Origin of the sequence: Paenibacillus sp. IHB B 3084 (assembly GCF_001447315.1) — a bacterium.
Taxonomy (GTDB): Bacteria; Bacillota; Bacilli; order Paenibacillales; family Paenibacillaceae; genus Paenibacillus.
Map to the genome: position 1 here is coordinate 280398 of NZ_CP013203.1, position 18942 is coordinate 299339.

The following is an 18942-nucleotide window of genomic DNA, read 5'->3' on the forward strand; positions in this document are numbered from 1 at the left end:
TTTAATTCATATAAGTATTTCCGCAAGGAAATATTATGCTGTAGTTTCTTCGCCTTGATTAGCTTCCATAACTGCATCAGCCATTTTACCTGTCAGCAATTTAACAGCGCGAATCGCGTCGTCATTACCTGGGATAACATAGTCAATTTCGTCTGGATCGCAGTTTGTATCAACGATACCCACGATTGGGATACCCAATTTGCGAGCTTCAGCAACCGCGATACGTTCTTTGCGTGGATCAATGATGAACAGAGCGCTTGGAAGGCCCTTCATGTTTTTGATACCGCCCAAGAATTTTTCAAGACGATCTTTCTCTTTACGGAGAATGATAACTTCTTTTTTAGGAAGAACTGCGAAAGTACCGTCTTCTTCCCAAGCTTCCAGTTGTTTCAAACGATCAATACGTTTTTGAATGGTTTGGAAGTTAGTGAGCGTACCGCCCAACCAACGTTGGTTGATGTAGAATTGACCAGCGCGTGCTGCCTCTTCTTTAACGGAATCTTGCGCTTGTTTCTTCGTGCCTACGAACAGGATTGTACCATTCTCAGCTGCAATGCTTTTTACGAAGTTGTAAGCTTCCTCAACCTTTTTCACTGTCTTTTGCAAGTCAATGATGTAAATACCGTTTCTTTCAGTGAAGATATAACGATCCATTTTCGGGTTCCAGCGACGTGTTTGGTGACCAAAGTGAACCCCAGCTTCCAGAAGCTGTTTCATGGAGATTACTGCCATCTTCACGCACCTCCTAAGTTTGGTTTTTTGTGTGTCCTCCGCCGACATCATTTCTCGCAAAGACTTTCCATTGGGAAAGCACCCTTTACAAAATTAATCGACGTGCGTTTTTAACACCGTCAATTAATATACCATAACACCCGCAGCGTTGCAACCAACTTTTCGACAATAGCAGGATTAGCGCGAAATGTGACTGATTATTCCCGCCCGTAGAGCTTTCTAGCGAAAAATAAAAACCGCCCACTTCCCGATATCACGGTCAGTTGGACGGCTTCTTTGTAATTTTAGTAATGATAGAACCGAAATCCTCACCCTTGGCAAACTCATAGGTACCGGTACGGATTTTGGTATTGATTTTTTGAGCCTTAGCCTCTGCCTCAAACGCGCTGGCATCCGATACGACGCCCGCCTTCTGCAAACCAGATGCCACACTCCTCAGATTGCTTCCCGATGCAATGCTATATTGCACTTGCGGAGTGGCTGGCTGTTTAGGCATATCTGGAGTAGTCGTAGCACTCGAACCTTTAGTTTGCGGCTTATCCGGACTTTGGAGTGCAGTCGTGCTTGCTGAAGGCTTAGAAGCAGCCGAAGGTGTACTGCTTGCAGGTTTCTTTGGTGTCGATGGAATTTGCGCCGCTTCTGCCTTTTTGGGAGCAACCGGTGTTTTATTGCCTTCCTTGATCACCTTGTTACGCCATTCCTCTTCTGTCATCTTCGGATCAGAACTATCACTGATTTGAAGATTCAGTCCGGCTGCCGCCTCCTCCAATTGCTCACGAGTCATATTTTTCGGGTCTACTGAAGACGGCTGCGATTGACCCTGACCGATCATCGCCAGTTGCAGCAACAGTGCGCCTGTAATAAGTCCGGTGCCCATACCCAGCATGAATGAACGATTTTTGATCACGTCAGATCCTCCCGTTCCGCCAGTTGTAATATGAGCTGTACCTCGCCCCGTTGGATGCCTGATTGCTTAGCAATGTAATCCACCGATTTGCCCTGCTCATACAGCGAGAACAGTTCCTGATAACGCTCACGGATAGATTCCTGCTGAGCTTCCGGCTCAGCTTCTTGCAACGGCGCCTGCTCTTCCACAGCTACAATAGAGGCGTCAGACTGCTCTGCCTGCATGGGAATAGCAGACTGCGTATTGCGGAACTGACCATAAGCCGCCACCACCTGATGCGGGGTACCTGTATGTAGTACCTCAGATCCAGACACTGACTGTGTAGAAACTGAAGCAAGCGCAGCCTGGCGTTCAAGCTCCACAATCCGGTTCCGAAGCTCAGCCACTTGCTCCTGCAATGAGGCCTGTTTAACCGCATGTTCCTGCTTTATCCTGGATACGAGCTCAATCAGCTCATCATTGTCGTTTTCAATATCGGCCATATATTGCTCCAAGGTGGCCTCGACCTTTTGGACGACGACCTCTTCTGTTCCCCGGCCTGCCTGCCGCTTGGGCAGCAGCCAGGCGTAGACAACAGCTGCGGCACCCAGCAGAACAATATATATCCATGGTTGATCCACTGCCCATCGTCTCCTTTTATAACGCTTTCCACCTGTCTGATCAGAGCGAAAAATCTATATGATGTCCCTTGTATGGATGCTCTGCAGGATGCTCCTTTGGCAGTTCATTTTCACTGGACCGAGATCGACTCTGTCCAGAAGAATGACTGCCCTGCCCTCCAGTTTCCCTCTCACCGACGAATGTTTCCGTAGATTCATCCACCGCACTGCTTCGCTGACGAATCTTTTCTGTCTCCTGCTCGGTCTTTTGCCCTAACAACGCTTGCTCATTCATCGGACGTTGCTGGTATTCGCTTTGGTACTTACCCGCTTCACTGGTACGAGGTACGGCGATTTGTAATTCAACAGCTTTCAGGCTCATTGGACCACACCCTTTCCGATTGGGCATCCGTATCTGTTTTCCGAGGAATAAGAAAACTTGTTATTCCTGTGCCAGATTACACGGAGGAGGACATGCTGATGTCACCCTCATGATAATAAAACGCCATTCTTTCCACCGAATCTTTAATAAATTTGTATATCTGCCGATAACTATTTTAGAGCCGCCGTAAATAACGTTTTGACTTCTACCCGTGCGCGGCTTGTATCTTCTAAGGTTCGTTCAATCTCCAACATTCTTGATTTGGTTTCCAGAAGCTCGTTGTCATTTGATTTTTGGTAGATGTCAACTTGATTCGCATCGCCATTCTATCAGGGGCAAGCTGTCCGGCAGCAGCAAGCTGGTCCAATATGGTGAGGCCTTATTGGTCTTATCCTGGCTGTCTGTCTGTTGCTTCAAACGTGCCCGGAGTTCAGTCAGCTCATCGCGCAACTCTGGCAGTACACCTACTTCGATTATAGTGGCCGTGGACATCGTATTACCGATGGTGCGCGCCACTACCTTTTCGCCAGCTTGTACACTACCACCTACGATCAGTCCTTTAGCCCCTCCGCAAAGTACATTCTTACTGGCTTTGATCTGGGAGTGCATGATGCTTTGGGATACAAGTATTTCGCCACCTGCAATCACGTTACCATCCTGGATAAAGGAACATTTCACATTTTGTGCAGCTTTCACATACCCCTTGTGGTAACCGATAATACCGCCACTGATGTCGACTGAGCCTTCCGCATCCAATTCAGCACCTTCCACGCCGCCGATGACACGAATGTCGCCAGCCGCCCGAATACGAAAACCTGTCAGGACATTACCCCGAATGACGACGGTTCCAACAAAGTCAATGTTGCCGACGCTATAATCCACATCACCGTTCACTTCATATACGGGAAACACATTGAGCTTACCCTTTTCAGTCGTAGTCACCAGTCCGTCGATAGCTGCGTACATTGCAACGCCCTCTGGATGAACAACTACGTTTTTCCCGATTTTAAACCGTGCCTCTTTGCCTGAAAGGTAAGGAATTCCTCTCCCGTTACAGCAATACCAGGTACACCCGGCAATGGATCAACCCGCTCGGCAATCAGTTGTCCACGCTTTACATTCTTTAAACGGGTTAATTCTTTATAGTCCACTCGTCCATCCATGGTTTCGAGCGGCTTATGTGCATCTTCACCAGTCACAACTTCAGCAAGATTAATTTTCCGTCCGTGCCATGAATCGGCGGTGTTCCCTCAGCAATCAGTAATTTGGTGAAGAAATAATCTTCCGATCTTGCCACAAACGTATGAATCGCATCAGTAATCAAACCATGACTTATTTTTGGTTATTCAGGAAACGCTCCAATTCTTCCACAGAACAGGAAAAGCCTTCTTCACGTTTGGCAAACTCCAAATAAGCGCTAAGTTTATCGGGTGAGACGACCACTTTTAAATACTGGTCCAAAGCATATTGCTTCTCCACAGGGGTGCTCCTTCCGTCTAACTGTTACTGTAACCTCCCGTACGTTTAATCTTTACGCATTAGCAGATCCCGCTGTTTGTCCAGTGTCGCTCTCAGCCGCAATATGGCTTTGGAATGTAGTTGTGAAATTCGCGAGGGTGAAAGCGACATGACCTCAGCGATTTCACTGAGTGACAAATCCTCGTAATACAATAAAGAAACAACGATACGTTCTTTTTCAGTCAATTTATCAATGCCTTGTGCAAGCGCATCACGAAGTGTAAATTCATTGACCTTGTGATCCGGATTTTTCGCTTTTTCATCGACTAAAAGGGAAAGTCGTGTCTCCGACTCTTCTTCGCGGATCGGGTCCTCCAGTGAAACGATCGACATAACGGCGACCTCCTGGATCATGGTTTGAAACTCTTTTTCAGAGACGTCCAAATAATGGCTCATCTCTTCGTCACTTACCGTGCGTAAGTATCTCTGCTCCAGATGCTGATAGGCATCCTCAATTTTTTTCGCTTTTTCCCTGACCGAACGTGGAACCCAGTCTCCTTGGCGAAGACCATCCAAAATCGCTCCTCGAACGCGCCAGGAAGCATAAGTCTCAAACTGCAAACCACGTTCATAGTCAAACTTTTCAAGAGCATCAATCAAGCCCATGACCCCGTTACTGGCTAGATCATCTTTGGATACATTTTTAGGTAAACCTACTGCAAGGCGTCCCGACACATACTCCACAATATGAAGGTACTTTTCAATTAACTGCTTTTTTGCTTCCTTGTCACCGTGTTCTTTCCATTGCTCCCACAGTTCGGAATGGTTTAAATGAGCGGCTTTTCGCTCGTTCATCGGCTTCACCCTCCTTGTTTGTCTGTCAGGTGACGAACGGCCTTGGCCAATTCTTCAGGGTCCTTGTTTGAAACCAGCTTAGGCGGGTTTAAAGGCGCAAAACCGGTGTTTTTCCCGTCCGTCTGCTCTGGTTTCGGCTTCAACAATTCATTTAGGTTTTCATCTTCGTCTGGTGTCGTCAGGTCCAGATTCCCCCTACGCCATCCACCTGAGAGCTTGCCCGGCTTTGGGCATTACCCAGATCTGGCCGCGCTACGACACCCAGTGCCCAGCGCAGCACAAATGCAAGCAGGAACCAAAAAACGAAGGCGATCAAGCCACGAATTAAGCTCGTGGTCAGCAGATTGCTGCCAGTGGACAACACAAAAGTCAGGATAAATCCGACTACTCCAGACCAAAGATTAATGCGTAAGCTGCCAAATAACATAATTATAATTCCTTTACACCTTTTTGTACGCTTCGAATATTCAAAACGCCAGTTTCACAGTCCAGTTCAATCGTTCGGCCATAACTACCGCCTGTATCCTCCGCAAGCAGTGGAATACCGAGATCTACGAGCATTTCCTTGCATGATTCCACATTGCGCGGACCAATTCGCATGGTGTCCCCGCTGCCGGCAAAGGCGAACATTTGCGCTCCCCCTGCCATTTTGGCGACCAGTCTGCGGCGTTCGGCTCCCAATTTCAGCATCCGCTCAAATAGCTCTGGCAACGCGGTATCGGCGTATTTAGCAATGTTAAGTTGCCCTTCACGTGCAATGTCCGATGACGGTAGCATTACATGTGCCATACCAGCCAGTTTTAAATGAGGATCGTAGAGGGTCAACCCGACGCAGGAACCAAGTCCTGTCGTGCGAATGGAGTTTGGATTGCTGGTTACGTTCAAGTCTGCCATGCCCACTTTGATGATGCTTTTATCCTCAATCATCGTTCATCGGGACTCCTAACGACCTGAATATTTTACCAAACGATTCCGGATCCGGAATCAGGAAAAATTGACCCTCAATCTGATTCTGCCCCTCCAGAAACGATGTGTCAATCAACAGGGCTGCATCCCCCATCTGACCAAATTGTAACAATCCGTAGCTGAGAATGGCACCGGCCATATCCAAAGCTAGTGCAGGAACAGTCGGATACATGGACAACCGGGTGAAATCGGCCAATGAGGACAAGTATGAACCCGCTAAAATATTTCCGATTTCGGACAGAGCGGAATGCTCCATTTCGTTAAAGCTGTCCTCATCATCCGAGGGAATATTCGCCAGCCGGGAAAGCAGACTTTTTGCCGCATGAGGTTGCAATATGAAAAAGAGATTGCCTGGAGCTTCGCCCTCGACTCTGAAAAATATCGCAACGACAAGTTGCTCATTCCCGCCAACCTTTTCGGCAATCTCCTCAAAAGGCAGCATCTGTACTTTAGGTACACCCATATCAACGGGTTTATTCAGAAGTCGGGAGAGCGCTGTAGCAGCGTTCCCCGAACCAATGTTACCGACTTCCTTCAAAACATCCAACTTGAAATCTCCAAGATTCTCAAGATTCTCCATAAACTAATCCTCTAAGCCTTCCAGTTGGTTCATTTCACTCCGATTCAGCACCTCAGACAAATTCAGCATGATGAGCAAGCGCTCTTCACCGATTTTAGCGACTCCACGCAAATATTTAGCCTTGACTCCGCCAACGACTTCCGGTGGTGTCTCAATGTTGTCGGTATTCAGGTCAATTACGTCGTTCGCCGAATCAACGATAAAGCCGACTTGCATCTCACCCACTGCAACGATGATAATCCGGGTTTGATCGGTGTATTCCGCCTCAGACAATCCAAAGCGACCCCGCAGATCAATAACGGGAATGACCACGCCTCTCATATTGAATACGCCTTTGACAAAATCGTATGTTCTTGGAACACGTGTAATCGGCACCATGCGCTCAATGGATTGGACTTTTTCTACTTCGACACCGTATTCTTCTTCACCAAGTTTAAATACGATAACTTTAATTTCTTCTCCCATGTCTAAAAACCCTCCTTATGGATGTCAGCAATTTCACATTTCTTTCATTTAATGAAGACATTATTTAATGAAAACATTAGGGTCGATAATCAAAGCAACCTGACCGTCACCCAAAATCGTGGCGCCTGAAATTCCCTGGATGTTCGGAAGGTATTTGCCCAGGTTTTTAAGAACAATTTCACTTTGTCCCAAAAAGTCCTGAACAGAAAGGGCTGCCAAACGGTCACCCTTGCGAATAACAACAACCTCTGTCTCTTCTTCTTCATCCTCATTGAAGTCTGGCACTTCAAACAACTGACTCAAGGAGATAAGCGGAATATGGGATTCGCGGAAAGCGATCATTTTATTGCCATGAACAGAACGGATTTGTGTCCGTTTGACGATCGCGGTCTCCACAATAGAAGACAACGGAATCGCATATTTTTCGGAACCGATCTGTATCATCATGGCCGCAATAATGGATAGTGTCAGTGGCAATTGTACAGAAAAATTGGTTCCTTTGCCCAGAACAGAATGAATCGTAACGTTACCGCCAAGGGAAGTGATTTTAGATTTAACTACATCGAGTCCAACGCCGCGTCCTGAAACGTCCGAAATGACCTCGGCTGTGCTGAATCCCGGAGCGAATAGCACCTGATGGGCCTCTTCATCGGTCATTGCAGCTGCTTGTTCCTCCGTCATAATCCCTTTGGAAATGGCACTTTTCAGTACCTTCTCGCGATTAATGCCGCTACCATCATCTTCAATCTCAATGAACACGTTATTGCCGCTGTGGAAAGCACGTAAATGAACTGTTCCTGTCTCCGGTTTGCCTGCCGCAATACGGGTCGCTACTGGCTCGATGCCGTGATCCACAGAGTTACGCAGTAAATGCACTAACGGATCACCGATCTCGTCGATAACGGTACGGTCCATTTCGGTGTCCGCGCCAGTAATAACCAAATCCAGCTTTTTATCCAGCGATTTGGCCAGGTCGCGCACCATACGCGGGAAACGATTGAAAACTGTGTCCACGGGTACCATCCGCAATTTAAGCACGACATTTTGCAGATCACTGCTTACACGGCTCATATGCTCTACCGTTTCCGTCAATGCCGGATTGGAAGCCTCACTCGCCAGTTGCTCCAACCGTACACGGTCAATGAGCAATTCACTGAACAAATTCATCAATACGTCCAGACGTTCAATGTCGACACGAATCGTACGGTTGTGCGTAGGCGCTGCTGGCTTGGCTACTGGAGCTTTACCCTCGGCTGGCTTAGCGCCGGAGGCCGCAGTTGGAGACTGCGGCTGGGATGCAGCGGACTGTTGTTGTACAGCTACCGGGGCTTCCTGCGCCGCAGCAGTTTCTGCCAGTCCGGCATTGACTTCGCTCATTTGCTTAAGCGATTCCTGATCCAGCTGTACAACGGAGACGGACTCGATTTCGGAAATACTGGCGATTTCCTTTTCCAGCTCTCCTACCTCTTTCTGCGTTATGTAATATAACGAGAAATTTTGTTCGAATTTCTCCTGCTCAATATCCTGCACAGACGGATAAGCTTTTACGATTTCACCAGTGTTCTCCAGCGTATTAAATACCATAAAGGCACGCGCAGCCTTCAACTGGCTTTCTGAGCTAATCGTTACCTGTATATAGTGAACCCGATGACCTTCGGAAATAGATTGCTCCAGTACAGAATACTGGAATTGATCCAGCACAAGACCCGCGCTTTCGCTATCAGCCGCTTTTTTCGGCGTAACCGCCTCAGTAACAGTATCTGTGCCGGATTTTTGGAAATCGCCACGCACGATGGATTGCAGTGAAGCTACAATAGAGGATACATCCGCTTTTCCATCGCCACCCTCTGTAATGTTCTGTACCATGGACTCCAACGCATCCAACCCTTTGAAAAAGGTATCGAATATAAATTCCTGCATCGCAAGCTTGTTGTTACGTACCAGATCAAGAACGTTCTCCATTTGGTGAGTGAGCGATGCCAGGTCTTCAAAACCCATTGTAGCAGCCATTCCTTTGAGGGTATGGGCAGACCGGAAAATCACCTGAACGATGCCCAGATCGGTAGGATTACTTTCCAGTTGAAGCATTTTTTCGTTAAGAGATTGCAGATGATCATTCGACTCATCAATAAACATGTTTAAATATTGGTTCATGTCCATTGTGAGACACCTCCTCCATGAGTTACACTCCGATTATTTCACAACTTGTACAAGCTTGGGGGCGATCTCCTGCATCGGCAGAAGGTGGCGCACACATTTTAACTCTACGGCCGAGCGGGGCATTCCGTACACTACGCAAGTTTCCTCATTTTCAGCAAATGTGGATTGTACCCCTGCATCAAAAAGCTTTTTCATCATTTTAGCCCCGTCGCTACCCATGCCAGTCAGCAACACCAGATGCCGTTCCAGAGAGGTTAACGGGAGTAACGATTCGAACATCGTGTCAACAGAAGGACGGTGACCGTTACGAGCTTCTTCCGTCTTCAGTGACACTGTGTATTTACCACTGGCTCCCGGCACAATTCTCAATTGATATCCTCCCGGAGCGATATAAGCTGTTCCAGTCTCCAGCGTCATCCCCTGCTCGGCTTCAACCACCCGGAGCGGACTCAACGTATTCAGACGCTGTGCCAGCGAACGGGTAAAGTTGGGCGGCATATGCTGCACAATGACAATCGGGGCGGGAAAATCCCCGGGAATGCGTTCCAACAACGTCTTGAGCGCACGCGGACCACCGGTAGAGCATCCGACTGCGACCAGCTTGCGGAAGTTGGGCGAATATACTCCTTTTTTTAGGGAGAACCCCTTGGGCGCTGACTGAACAATGGGTGCCCTCACTGGGGGCGTAACAGCCGAAGAAGCAACTGGAGTCGAAGGCATCGGTGTAGACACCGATTTCCGGGGCTCAGGTTTGATAAGCCCTGCCTTATCCGTGCTGTGCTGCGATTTAGCTGCGGACGTACCCGAAGTATTCAGTTGCCTTGTCGCACGTTCAACTCCCTTGGGCGGCTCTTCCTTCTTCTGCGTAGCAGGTGCTTGGGCGGTCTTCCGCGGCTGGGCGACTGGCTTATTTAAATGGCTGTCAGGTACAGAACTTCCTGTCTGCGGCCGTTTCGCGGCCGACTTGGCTGCCGGAACGGACTTGCCAGCATCCCGCTTCGGCGGAACCGGTGCAGCAGTTGCAATAGGAGCCTTGTCTGTAGCTTCTTTACCTTCCGTTCCCATGTCAGCTAAAGCTTGTCCTTCTGTAGTCTGCTCCAGCGCTGCTTTTCGTTCGTTAGCTTCCTTGCGCTCCAATCGGCTGCGGACTGCTAGCATAGCGGTGTGCATCTGCTCCAGTAGCGCCTTGCCCACCTGCTTGATATCCTGCGCGTGAGAGATGGAGGGCTTCCGTATAAAATCGAAAGCTCCTGCTTCCAGAGCCATAATGGTCTCCTTCATACCCTGTTCATTAATACCAGAGAGCATAATGACCGGAAGCGGATGGGCCGCCATAATAAGAGGAAGCGCTTCAAGGCCATTCATTTCAGGCATCTCGACATCCATTGTGACTAGGTCAGGCTGTAACTCCTTCACTTTCTCTACAGCCTCTTTGCCGTTGGCGGCTGTACCTGCGATGTCGAACGACTCATCTTTTACAATTAAATCTGAAATAATTTTGCGCATAAAGGCCGAATCATCCACAACCAGCACCCGGTAAGCACACATGTTAAACACCTCTGTTTCCTTTCAGTCAAAATCAATGTGCCGAACGCCGCAACCATTTTTGCATAAACCCTTTGATTCCGCTCAAAGTACCTGATTGCGGAGTCTGTGGCATCGCTGCAAAACGGTGCGCCAGATTCAACACATCTCTGGATGCCGTACATCCCGGATAAGCAATTGAAAAAGGCACCTGCCTTTTGACTGCCTGCATGACATGCGTATCATCACTGATATGTCCCAGCAACGGAATGTCGATCTCCAAAAAGCGTCGCGCAACCAGAGCTATCTTATCGGCAACTTGACGGGCCTCATTATCGTTATCGGCACGATTGACTATAATTTTGAATACTGTATCCTTTTGCAATCCACTGACGACTTTGATCAGCGCATAAGCATCCGTCAAAGACGTCGGCTCTGGCGTAGTTACGACCATACACTCGTCAGCGGATGTTATGAATTTCAGGTTTTCTTTAGATAACCCCGCGCCAGTGTCAAACAAAACATAATCCATATCTGCCGCAATTTTCTCCACCTCATCGGCAAAGTAATTCAGATCGTCATCGGATAACGAGAACAGCTCGCTCAGGCCAGATCCTCCAGCAATATAAGGCAAGCCTCCCAAGCCCGTTTGAACAATTTCGGCCATTGATTTTTCACGTTTTAACAGATGAAGAAGATTGTATCTTGAGTTGGCACCCATCAACACATCAATATTGGCCATACCGATATCAGCATCAAATACGAGTACCTTTCGCCCAAGCGATTGCAAGGCCAAAGCAAAATTAAGGGTGAAATTGGACTTGCCCACACCGCCCTTACCACTGGTGACTGTCACTATTTTCGCATGGCGATTACGTGCAGGTAGTCGATACTTATCCAGGGCAGAAGCCATTTGTCTAAGAGATTGGGCTTGGTCACTCATACAGAATCCCCGGTATCTCCTGACGATTCTGTGGCTCCGAACAGCAGGCTTGTCACCATTTCTGTATCTGGATGCAGCAGATCATCAGGCACATTTTGACCGTTCGTAATATAGGCCAACTGCATTGGAAACTGGTGCAACAGATTAAACAAACCGCCGCAACTACCTGTCTCATCCATTTTGGTAAATACAACCTTACCAAGGCCAAACTTATTGAAATGTCCAGTTATGTTGAGCATATCTTTGCTTTTGGATGTTAGGCTAAGCACCAGATACGTCTCACTTTCCTTAATAGGTGAAAGCAGACTTTGCAATTCGGAAACGAGTAGCTCATTACGATAATTTCGTCCTGCGGTATCCATCAGGATCAAGTCACAATGCTCCAGACGTTGAATGGCTCTGTGAACATCTCCGGGAGATTGCACAACTTCAAGCGGCACATTCAAAATCGTAGCATATGTACGCAACTGCTCGACGGCCGAGATACGGTACGTGTCCGAGGTAATAAATCCGACTTTGCGGTGATGCTTAAACAACTGTTCCGCTGCCAACTTCGCAATGGTCGTCGTTTTTCCTACTCCGGTTGGACCTGCCACATAGACAATTTTGGTATCTTTCGAGATGCCCTTGTCCAGCCTTTCCCGAATGAATCCGGTCACTTCTGCACGAAGGGCCTGCTCCCAATCAAAAGATTCAGGATCAGATGGATGCTCACTTCGGCGCTCATATACCCGTTCCAGCCAATGCTCCAGCAAATCGCGTTCCACTTCTTGCTCCAGCATACGCTCACAAATCTCTTGTAACGGTTCCGGCCAAGTGTTTTCCATCGTAGAATTACGGGAAATTCGAGTCATCATGGCTTTCATTTCCCGTAATTCATAAAGCAGGGATTGATTTTCCTCTGCCCCCATCTTGTCTGGAATGCTTGCCTCCGACGCTTGCTTAAACAACTCGTTGGATGTTACCTTTTTCGGAACTGCTGCTTTGTTGTTAAAAGCTTCATTTTCAGCTTCCACACTATAACCTGCTCCGTATGAAGAACGTTCTGTGCCTGGGGCAACTTGTTCGGCCGCAGCCATCAAATCAGCCAATCCCTCTTTGGAACCGTTCGTCATCTGCGTTACCCGTCGATAGGCTTCTGGAGCGGCTTGTCTGGGGACCACTGGTGACGACGGTGCTTCCTGCTGCTCAGGAGCATTCATGGGTGGAAAAGCCTCAACATAAGGTTCCTGTGACGGTTGAGTCCGTCGTGGTTTTTGAAGCTGCTGCTCCTCTACCGCAGCGACGACTTCGATTTTCTTTTTACCGAACATACCCATAAATCCGCCGATCTTCATTTCCTTGGTGCTCAAAATGACGGCATCCGTTCCAAAGTCACCTCTGATTTGCATCATGGCTTCCGGCATTGTATCCACTACATATCGTTTCACTCTCATAAGTTCACCACCCCGACACTTTGAATTTCAACGTTCGGCTCTAGCTCACTGTACGACAGTACCGGGACATCCTGCATCGTCCGTTCCATCACTTGCCGCAAATACATACGAATCGTCGGTGACGTTAGTACGATAGGCTGCTGCCCGGATTGAATGAGACGGTTGATTTGCTCCATCATCCTTTGATACACCGTCTGCGTTGATACCGGATCAAGAGCCAGATAGCTGCCCTGCTCCGACTGTTGCACGCTTTCGGCAATTTTCTTCTCCAGCCCTGGTCCCACGGTAATGACACGTAGTGTCTCTCCCTGCTGGGCGAACTGCTGCGTAATCTGGCGGACAACGCCTGACGGACATATTCAGTCAGCACGTCCGGATCTTTTGTATAAGTGCCGTAATCAGCCAGTGTTTCAAAAATGGTCACCATATCGCGGATGGATATTTTTCTTTTAACAGCTTGGCCAGCACTTTTTGTACATCTCCAATCGCCAATACGGAAGGAATAAGATCGTCCACAAGCACTGGATAATTTTCCTTGAGATTGTCGACCAGCGACCGCGTTTCTTGTCTGCCAAGCAACTCGTGGGCGTGTTTCTTGATCGTCTCTGTCAAATGAGTAGCTACGACCGAAGGAGGGTCCACAACCGTATAACCGGAAAGCTCCGCAACATCCTTGGTATTCTCATCAATCCAGAGCGCAGGCAATCCGAAGGCTGGTTCTGTCGTTTCAATACCCGTAATGGAATCGTCGTCGTATCCTGGGCTCATCGCCAGATAATGGTTCAACAGCAATTCCCCGCCGCCTACCGTATTGCCTTTAATTTGATTACATACTCGTTTGGCTTGAGCTGGATATTGTCCGTATGCGAATGACCGGCACAACCAATCCCAGCTCCAGCGCACATTGACGACGGATCATAATAATCCGATCCAGCAAATCCCCGCCCTGCTGTGTATCAGCCAGTGGAATCAGCCCGTATCCAAACTCGAATTCGATTGGGTCCACCTGAAGCAAATTAATAACACTTTCCGGACTGCGAACCTCTTCGATCTGTTGCTCTTCTTCCATCTGCTCATCAGCAATCTGCTTACGTTCCATATTGCCCTGCATTCTTCGGGCCGCAAAAAACAGCAGAACAGCCAGTGGAAGGGTCGTAATGATATGAATAGGAGTAAACAAGCCCAACAAAGCAATCGTGGCAGCCACAATGTAAATTAGCTTTGGATATGAAAAGAGCTGATCCGTCAAATCATCCGCCAAGTTTCCATCAGACGTAGCTCGTGTAACGATCAAGCCTGACGCCGTGGATATGAGCAATGCGGGGATCTGGCTGACCAGTCCATCACCAATGGTCAGAACGGAGTAAGTCGACAGCGCCTCCTGAAACCCTTTACCCTGAACAGCCATACCAATAATGAAACCGCCGACCAGGTTGATAATCAAAATGATAATACTCGCAATGGCGTCACCTTTAACAAATTTACTAGCACCGTCCATTGCTCCGTAAAAATCCGCTTCCCGTTCGATTTTACTACGCCGTTCACGGGCTTGCTGTTCGTTGATCAGACCTGCATTCAGGTCGGCATCAATACTCATTTGTTTACCCGGCATCGCGTCCAGCGTAAACCTTGCGCCTACCTCAGCAACCCGCTCGGAGCCCTTGGTGATCACGATAAACTGCACAACCACGAGAATCAGGAAGACAACAAAACCGACTGCAATTTGTCCGCCTGCAATCCAACTACCAAACGTAGCCACGACTTCTCCGGCATGTCCCTCACCTAAAATGAGCTTGGTCGTAGAAATGTTAAGCGCCAGACGAAACAACGTTGTGATAAGCAGCAATGAAGGAAAAATAGAAAACTGTAAAGCTTCCTTCGTGTTCATAGAAACGAGTAGAATCATCAAAGCAATCGATATGTTAATCACGAGCAAAATGTCGAGCAACCATGAAGGGATCGGTAGAATCATCATAAGAACGATGCCGATGACGCCTGCAAGGACGGTTATTTCTTTTATTTTCACGGGTCTCTTGGCCTCCGATCCCTTTATTTCACTTTACCTTTTAATTTATATACATACGCCAGCACTTCGGCAACAGCCTGGAACAGATCGGCTGGAATCGCATCCCCGATTTCGGCTCTTTGAAACAGCGCCCGTGCCAGCGGCTTGTTTTCCATCGTTATAACGCCGTTTTGCTTGGCAATTTCCTTAATTCGGAGCGCTACGTAATCTTGCCCTTTCGCAATAATCTGCGGCGCCTCCATCTCCGAACCGTCATATTTCAAAGCCACAGCAAAGTGCGTAGGGTTGGTAATGATGACATCTGCATTGGGAACTTCCTGCATCATGCGCTGCATAGCCATTCGGCGCTGCCGTTCGCGAATTTTCCCTTTGATCAGCGGGTCACCCTCCATTTTCTTGTATTCATCCTTGATGTCCTGTTTGGACATTTTCAGATTTTTCTCATGCTCATAGCGTTGATACATATAATCCAATACTGCTAAAACGAACAGAACCACACCAATTTTGAGTCCCAGCTCCATTGTTAATGAAGCCGTAAAGCTCAACATTTGGTCACCGGACATTTCGGCCAGCTTGGGTAAGTCTGCTTTTGTTTTCCACAGCACGCTGTACACCAGATAACCGATCACGGTCATTTTTAAAACAGATTTCAGGAATTCAACCAGTGACCGCATGGAAAAAATATTTTTAAATCCTTTAATCGGGTCAATCTTGCTAAACTTGGGCGTAATCCCCTCTCCAGTTAACAAGAAACCGATCTGCATGTAATTCGCAGCTACCCCGATGACAATGGCCCCAATAAAAATAGGCGCCAGCATAATCATGATTTGCACGCCATACTCACCCATCATCAGCATTGTCGTGTTCGGCGTTACCTCCATCGATAACCGGTTTACAAAAATATCCCGAAACAAGCGAACTGCATGATCCTTGAAATACCCGCCGAAAATCATAAGACAGAAAAACGTGACCAGCAGGACACCCGCTGCGGGCAACTCCATACTTTTTGCAACCTGCCCTTTTTGCCTGGCATCCTGTTTCTTTTTGGGTGTGGCTTTTTCCGTTTTTTCCCCTGAGAACAACTGCAGGTTCATAGCATATTTAAATGACAAACTACGTTCCCCCAAACCAGACATTAAGGACGGTTACCCATAATATCCAACAAGTTGCGCATGGATTCGAACATCACAGTAAACAATTTTTCAAAGATAAAAGCAAAACTCGGCATAAGAAGCAATAACATGAACAGTCCCACAATAATTTTAAGCGGCACACCAATGACAAAAATGTTAAACTGCGGAGCCGTTTTAGCCAAAAATCCGAGTCCCACATCCGTTAAAAAAGTAGCTACTACTATAGGAGCAGCAATTTGAAAAGCCAGCATAAAAGATTCAGCAAAGGAACGGATCAGAAATTCCGTCACACTGCCTCCATACAGCTTTACAAAAAAATCATTCGTCAGCGGCACCCAATCATAGCTGTATAAAATAGCGTTTATCAGGTGATGATGCCCGTTTAAGCTTAAAAAGAGCAACACGGCTATCGCAAACTTGAAATTTCCCGTTAAAGGCGACGAAGCTCCTGTCATCGGGTCAAACACACTGGCCATCCCGAAACCTACCTGAAGGTCAATAAAGGAACCTGCGGTTTGGATCGCTGTCATGAATAAATAAGCGGTAAAACCCAGCAACAACCCAATCAACACCTCGCGACCCACCAACAGCACATACGCTGCATCCGTCGGTACTTGCTGATGCGTACCATAAGTGAGATACACGATCAATGCGAGAAATCCCGATATACCAACCTTAAAGATATTAGGTACTCCTCGGGTTGAAAAAATAGGCGCTACTACAAAAAACGAGGTAATCCGACAAAAAATCAGCAAAAAAACAGGAAAACTCTGTAACAACATGTCCATAACTTCAGCCTAACCTATATATTTGTACAAATTGTCCAGAATGTTAAACGTAAAATCCACTAATGTCGTCAATATCCATGGTCCGAACAAGAGCAATGCCAGTAATACGGCGACAATCTTCGGAACAAATGCCAAAGTCTGCTCCTGAATTTGGGTTGTCGCCTGAAAAATACTGATAATCAAACCGACGACCAATCCCAAAATCAGCATCGGAGCGCTAACTTTAAGCACTGTGTACACCGCTTGTCCGGCAAGGGAAATAATAAACTCCGAAGTCATTGCCGTCCTCCTTGATTGCTGTCCCTGTGGGAAATATTCATGTGTTAAAGCTTAGAAGCAATGATTTGACGACCAGATACCAACCGTCTACGAGCACAAACAGCAGTATTTTAAAAGGAAGCGAAATCATCACCGGCGGCAGCATCATCATCCCCATAGCCATGAGCGTACTCGCCACCACAATGTCAATGACCAAAAACGGTATAAATATCATGAAGCCCATCTGAAATGCTGTCTTTAACTCACTGATAGCGTAAGCCGGAACCATCACCGTTAATGGGATATCCTGATAGTTTTTCGGTTTTTCCATCTTGGTGTATTTCATAAAGAGCAGTAGATCCTTCTCCCGTGTATGAGAGAACATAAAGGTCTTGATGGGTACCGCAGCCTTGTCCAGCGCCTGAGATTGCGTTAAATCCCCCTTGAGATACGGCTGGAGCGCAGTCTCGTTCATAGCGGAGAACGTCGGGGCCATTATAAATAAGGTAAGAAACAAGGCCAGTCCGACAAGCACCTGGTTAGGCGGCATCTGCTGGGTCCCCAGCGAGGTGCGAACAAAGCCCAGCACGATCACAATTCGCGTAAAGCTCGTCATAAGCACAAGCAAAGCGGGCGCTACACTGATGACAGTAATAAGTAAAATAATAGACAGCGAGGTGGCACCGGGCTGTCCTTTGTCCGAGTTGCCGACTTGTATATCAATGTTCGGGATCGGTTCCGCAGAGGCCGCCGTCACCGAAATGAAGCTGAACAAGACGAGCAGCAAACATGCAAGTATAATCTTTTTTCTCATGAATCTCCCGACCGATCTGTAGTATTCTCCTCATTGCGCAGCTTTTCGAGTTTATCCTTGCGATTCGGCATTTGCCGAAGCTTGGATTCGAACATCTCGTGAAAAGACGTTTCCTCTTCAGGCTGCTGCTGTGCCGCGGTGTTCCGGCGAAGCTTACCCGCAATTTTAGCGAATAGCGGGGCAATCGGGCCGCGCTGCAGAGAAGCTTCCTGCTCCAGTGCGGCCAAAATTTGCTCCACTTCTTCAGGATCGGATACTTTGTCAACAAGCCGGATATCTTCTCCCACACCAATGAGATACACACTGCTACCAACTTCAACAAGCTGAAGGGATTTGTTAGGGCCCAGCCCCACGCCTCCCAGTATGCGAACGGAGCGGTTGCTGAACCAGCTCTGATTTCTTTTACTCAAAAACCGTATCAAGTACACGATAAGTACGATGATAAAGATCAGCACGAAAAGGACCCAGGCAATGTTGCCTATATTGCTGGATGTACTCAATGCGTCAGAGGCACCCTGTTTTGTATCCATAGCGGATGCGCCTTACACACCCAATGTTTTGTTGATGGCTTCGATAACCCGATCCGATTGGAAAGGCTTAACGATAAAATCTTTTGCGCCTGCTTGGATGGCATCAATAACCATTGCTTGCTGACCCATCGCGGAGCACATGATGACCTTTGCGTTCGCGTCAATTTTTTTGATTTCCTTCAGAGCGGCAATGCCGTCCATTTCGGGCATCGTAATATCCATCGTAATCAGGTCCGGACGAAGCTCCTTGAATTTTTCAATAGCCTGTGATCCATCCTGGGCCTCTCCTACTACTTCATATCCATTTTTGGACAGGATGTCCCGAATCATCATTCTCATAAATGCAGCATCGTCCACGATCAAAATACGGTTTGCCATCTGAAATA

General features: G+C 47.6%; 19 protein-coding genes and 3 pseudogenes. All 22 read right to left on the minus strand.

From position 1 onward, the window contains the following. Nucleotides 1–33: 33 nt before the first annotated feature. The gene (gene rpsB / locus ASL14_RS01255) at nucleotides 34–732 is read right to left on the minus strand and encodes a 30S ribosomal protein S2 (protein ID WP_013309916.1); all 699 of its coding nucleotides are present in this window, start codon (nucleotides 730–732) and stop codon (nucleotides 34–36) included. A gap of 259 nt (nucleotides 733–991) precedes the next feature. Continuing rightward, nucleotides 992–1639, minus strand: a complete 648-nt coding sequence (locus tag ASL14_RS01260; RefSeq protein WP_134910102.1) for an endolytic transglycosylase MltG — start codon at nucleotides 1637–1639, stop codon at nucleotides 992–994. Beyond that, nucleotides 1636–2259, minus strand: a complete 624-nt coding sequence (locus ASL14_RS01265) for a hypothetical protein (RefSeq protein ID WP_134910104.1) — start codon at nucleotides 2257–2259, stop codon at nucleotides 1636–1638. The genes ASL14_RS01260 and ASL14_RS01265 overlap by 4 nt, the downstream gene beginning before the upstream one ends. A gap of 40 nt (nucleotides 2260–2299) precedes the next feature. Further along, the gene (locus ASL14_RS01270) at nucleotides 2300–2620 is read right to left on the minus strand and encodes a hypothetical protein (protein WP_134910106.1); all 321 of its coding nucleotides are present in this window, start codon (nucleotides 2618–2620) and stop codon (nucleotides 2300–2302) included. A gap of 76 nt (nucleotides 2621–2696) precedes the next feature. Next, nucleotides 2697–4099, minus strand: a pseudogene (locus tag ASL14_RS01275) (DUF342 domain-containing protein). A gap of 45 nt (nucleotides 4100–4144) precedes the next feature. Beyond that, nucleotides 4145–4933 (minus strand): FliA/WhiG family RNA polymerase sigma factor, encoded by a 789-nt coding sequence (locus ASL14_RS01280; RefSeq protein WP_134910108.1) that lies wholly within the window; start codon nucleotides 4931–4933, stop codon nucleotides 4145–4147. Between the two features lie 5 nt (nucleotides 4934–4938). Further along, nucleotides 4939–5360: pseudogene (locus tag ASL14_RS01285) on the minus strand (hypothetical protein). A gap of 2 nt (nucleotides 5361–5362) precedes the next feature. After that, complete coding sequence (locus ASL14_RS01290) at nucleotides 5363–5860, minus strand: chemotaxis protein CheD (protein ID WP_025684946.1); 498 nt, start codon at nucleotides 5858–5860, stop codon at nucleotides 5363–5365. Beyond that, on the minus strand, nucleotides 5853–6479 hold the full coding sequence (locus ASL14_RS01295; RefSeq protein ID WP_134910110.1) for a chemotaxis protein CheC: 627 nt from the start codon (nucleotides 6477–6479) through the stop codon (nucleotides 5853–5855). Before ASL14_RS01295 ends, ASL14_RS01290 begins: the two co-directional genes overlap by 8 nt. A 3-nt stretch (nucleotides 6480–6482) precedes the next feature. Further along, a complete protein-coding gene (locus ASL14_RS01300) occupies nucleotides 6483–6944 on the minus strand; it encodes a chemotaxis protein CheW (RefSeq protein ID WP_014281101.1) in 462 nt (153 codons plus the stop codon). Nucleotides 6945–7004: 60 nt separating this feature from the next. Beyond that, the gene (locus ASL14_RS01305; RefSeq protein WP_134910112.1) at nucleotides 7005–9104 is read right to left on the minus strand and encodes a chemotaxis protein CheA; all 2100 of its coding nucleotides are present in this window, start codon (nucleotides 9102–9104) and stop codon (nucleotides 7005–7007) included. A gap of 33 nt (nucleotides 9105–9137) precedes the next feature. Continuing rightward, nucleotides 9138–10652, minus strand: coding sequence for a chemotaxis protein CheB (locus tag ASL14_RS01310; RefSeq protein WP_134910114.1), 1515 nt, complete (start codon nucleotides 10650–10652; stop codon nucleotides 9138–9140). Between the two features lie 31 nt (nucleotides 10653–10683). Further along, the gene (locus tag ASL14_RS01315) at nucleotides 10684–11571 is read right to left on the minus strand and encodes a MinD/ParA family protein (RefSeq protein WP_134910116.1); all 888 of its coding nucleotides are present in this window, start codon (nucleotides 11569–11571) and stop codon (nucleotides 10684–10686) included. Then, nucleotides 11568–13007, minus strand: a complete 1440-nt coding sequence (gene flhF / locus ASL14_RS01320; protein WP_134910118.1) for a flagellar biosynthesis GTPase FlhF — start codon at nucleotides 13005–13007, stop codon at nucleotides 11568–11570. The genes ASL14_RS01315 and flhF overlap by 4 nt, the downstream gene beginning before the upstream one ends. Further along, a pseudogene (locus ASL14_RS29430) lies at nucleotides 13004–13910 on the minus strand (FHIPEP family type III secretion protein). The gene flhF and the pseudogene ASL14_RS29430 overlap by 4 nt, the downstream one beginning before the upstream one ends. Beyond that, on the minus strand, nucleotides 13834–15033 hold the full coding sequence (locus tag ASL14_RS29435; protein ID WP_442953208.1) for an FHIPEP family type III secretion protein: 1200 nt from the start codon (nucleotides 15031–15033) through the stop codon (nucleotides 13834–13836). Before ASL14_RS29435 ends, ASL14_RS29430 begins: the two are co-directional and overlap by 77 nt. A 23-nt stretch (nucleotides 15034–15056) precedes the next feature. Continuing rightward, nucleotides 15057–16169: a flagellar biosynthesis protein FlhB gene (gene flhB, locus ASL14_RS01330; protein ID WP_134910120.1), complete on the minus strand. Its 1113-nt coding sequence runs from the start codon at nucleotides 16167–16169 to the stop codon at nucleotides 15057–15059. After that, a complete protein-coding gene (gene fliR, locus ASL14_RS01335; protein ID WP_044644860.1) occupies nucleotides 16169–16954 on the minus strand; it encodes a flagellar biosynthetic protein FliR in 786 nt (261 codons plus the stop codon). The genes flhB and fliR overlap by 1 nt, the downstream gene beginning before the upstream one ends. 9 nt (nucleotides 16955–16963) lie before the next feature. Further along, on the minus strand, nucleotides 16964–17233 hold the full coding sequence (fliQ, locus tag ASL14_RS01340) for a flagellar biosynthesis protein FliQ (RefSeq protein ID WP_014281093.1): 270 nt from the start codon (nucleotides 17231–17233) through the stop codon (nucleotides 16964–16966). A 37-nt stretch (nucleotides 17234–17270) separates the two neighbouring features. Beyond that, entirely contained in the window at nucleotides 17271–18026 is a 756-nt protein-coding gene (fliP, locus tag ASL14_RS01345) for a flagellar type III secretion system pore protein FliP (protein WP_134910122.1), read from the minus strand. After that, nucleotides 18023–18556 (minus strand): flagellar biosynthetic protein FliO, encoded by a 534-nt coding sequence (locus tag ASL14_RS01350; RefSeq protein ID WP_134910123.1) that lies wholly within the window; start codon nucleotides 18554–18556, stop codon nucleotides 18023–18025. Before ASL14_RS01350 ends, fliP begins: the two co-directional genes overlap by 4 nt. Before the next feature lie 12 nt (nucleotides 18557–18568). Beyond that, the gene (locus ASL14_RS01355) at nucleotides 18569–18934 is read right to left on the minus strand and encodes a response regulator (RefSeq protein WP_014281090.1); all 366 of its coding nucleotides are present in this window, start codon (nucleotides 18932–18934) and stop codon (nucleotides 18569–18571) included. Nucleotides 18935–18942 lie beyond the last annotated feature (8 nt).

Coding starts and splice junctions, on each gene's coding strand:
- ASL14_RS01315 (WP_134910116.1), bottom strand. CDS start 11,571: ATGAGTGACCAAGCCCAATCTCTTAGACAAATGGCTTCTGCCCTGGAT.
- ASL14_RS01280 (WP_134910108.1), bottom strand. CDS start 4,933: ATGAACGAGCGAAAAGCCGCTCATTTAAACCATTCCGAACTGTGGGAG.
- fliQ (WP_014281093.1), bottom strand. CDS start 17,233: ATGACTTCGGAGTTTATTATTTCCCTTGCCGGACAAGCGGTGTACACA.
- ASL14_RS01310 (WP_134910114.1), bottom strand. CDS start 10,652: ATGTGTGCTTACCGGGTGCTGGTTGTGGATGATTCGGCCTTTATGCGC.
- fliP (WP_134910122.1), bottom strand. CDS start 18,026: ATGAGAAAAAAGATTATACTTGCATGTTTGCTGCTCGTCTTGTTCAGC.
- ASL14_RS01290 (WP_025684946.1), bottom strand. CDS start 5,860: ATGATTGAGGATAAAAGCATCATCAAAGTGGGCATGGCAGACTTGAAC.
- ASL14_RS01355 (WP_014281090.1), bottom strand. CDS start 18,934: ATGGCAAACCGTATTTTGATCGTGGACGATGCTGCATTTATGAGAATG.
- ASL14_RS01300 (WP_014281101.1), bottom strand. CDS start 6,944: ATGGGAGAAGAAATTAAAGTTATCGTATTTAAACTTGGTGAAGAAGAA.
- ASL14_RS01305 (WP_134910112.1), bottom strand. CDS start 9,104: ATGGACATGAACCAATATTTAAACATGTTTATTGATGAGTCGAATGAT.
- ASL14_RS01295 (WP_134910110.1), bottom strand. CDS start 6,479: ATGGAGAATCTTGAGAATCTTGGAGATTTCAAGTTGGATGTTTTGAAG.
- ASL14_RS01270 (WP_134910106.1), bottom strand. CDS start 2,620: ATGAGCCTGAAAGCTGTTGAATTACAAATCGCCGTACCTCGTACCAGT.
- rpsB (WP_013309916.1), bottom strand. CDS start 732: ATGGCAGTAATCTCCATGAAACAGCTTCTGGAAGCTGGGGTTCACTTT.
- flhF (WP_134910118.1), bottom strand. CDS start 13,007: ATGAGAGTGAAACGATATGTAGTGGATACAATGCCGGAAGCCATGATG.
- fliR (WP_044644860.1), bottom strand. CDS start 16,954: ATGGACATGTTGTTACAGAGTTTTCCTGTTTTTTTGCTGATTTTTTGT.
- ASL14_RS01350 (WP_134910123.1), bottom strand. CDS start 18,556: ATGGATACAAAACAGGGTGCCTCTGACGCATTGAGTACATCCAGCAAT.
- flhB (WP_134910120.1), bottom strand. CDS start 16,169: ATGTCTGGTTTGGGGGAACGTAGTTTGTCATTTAAATATGCTATGAAC.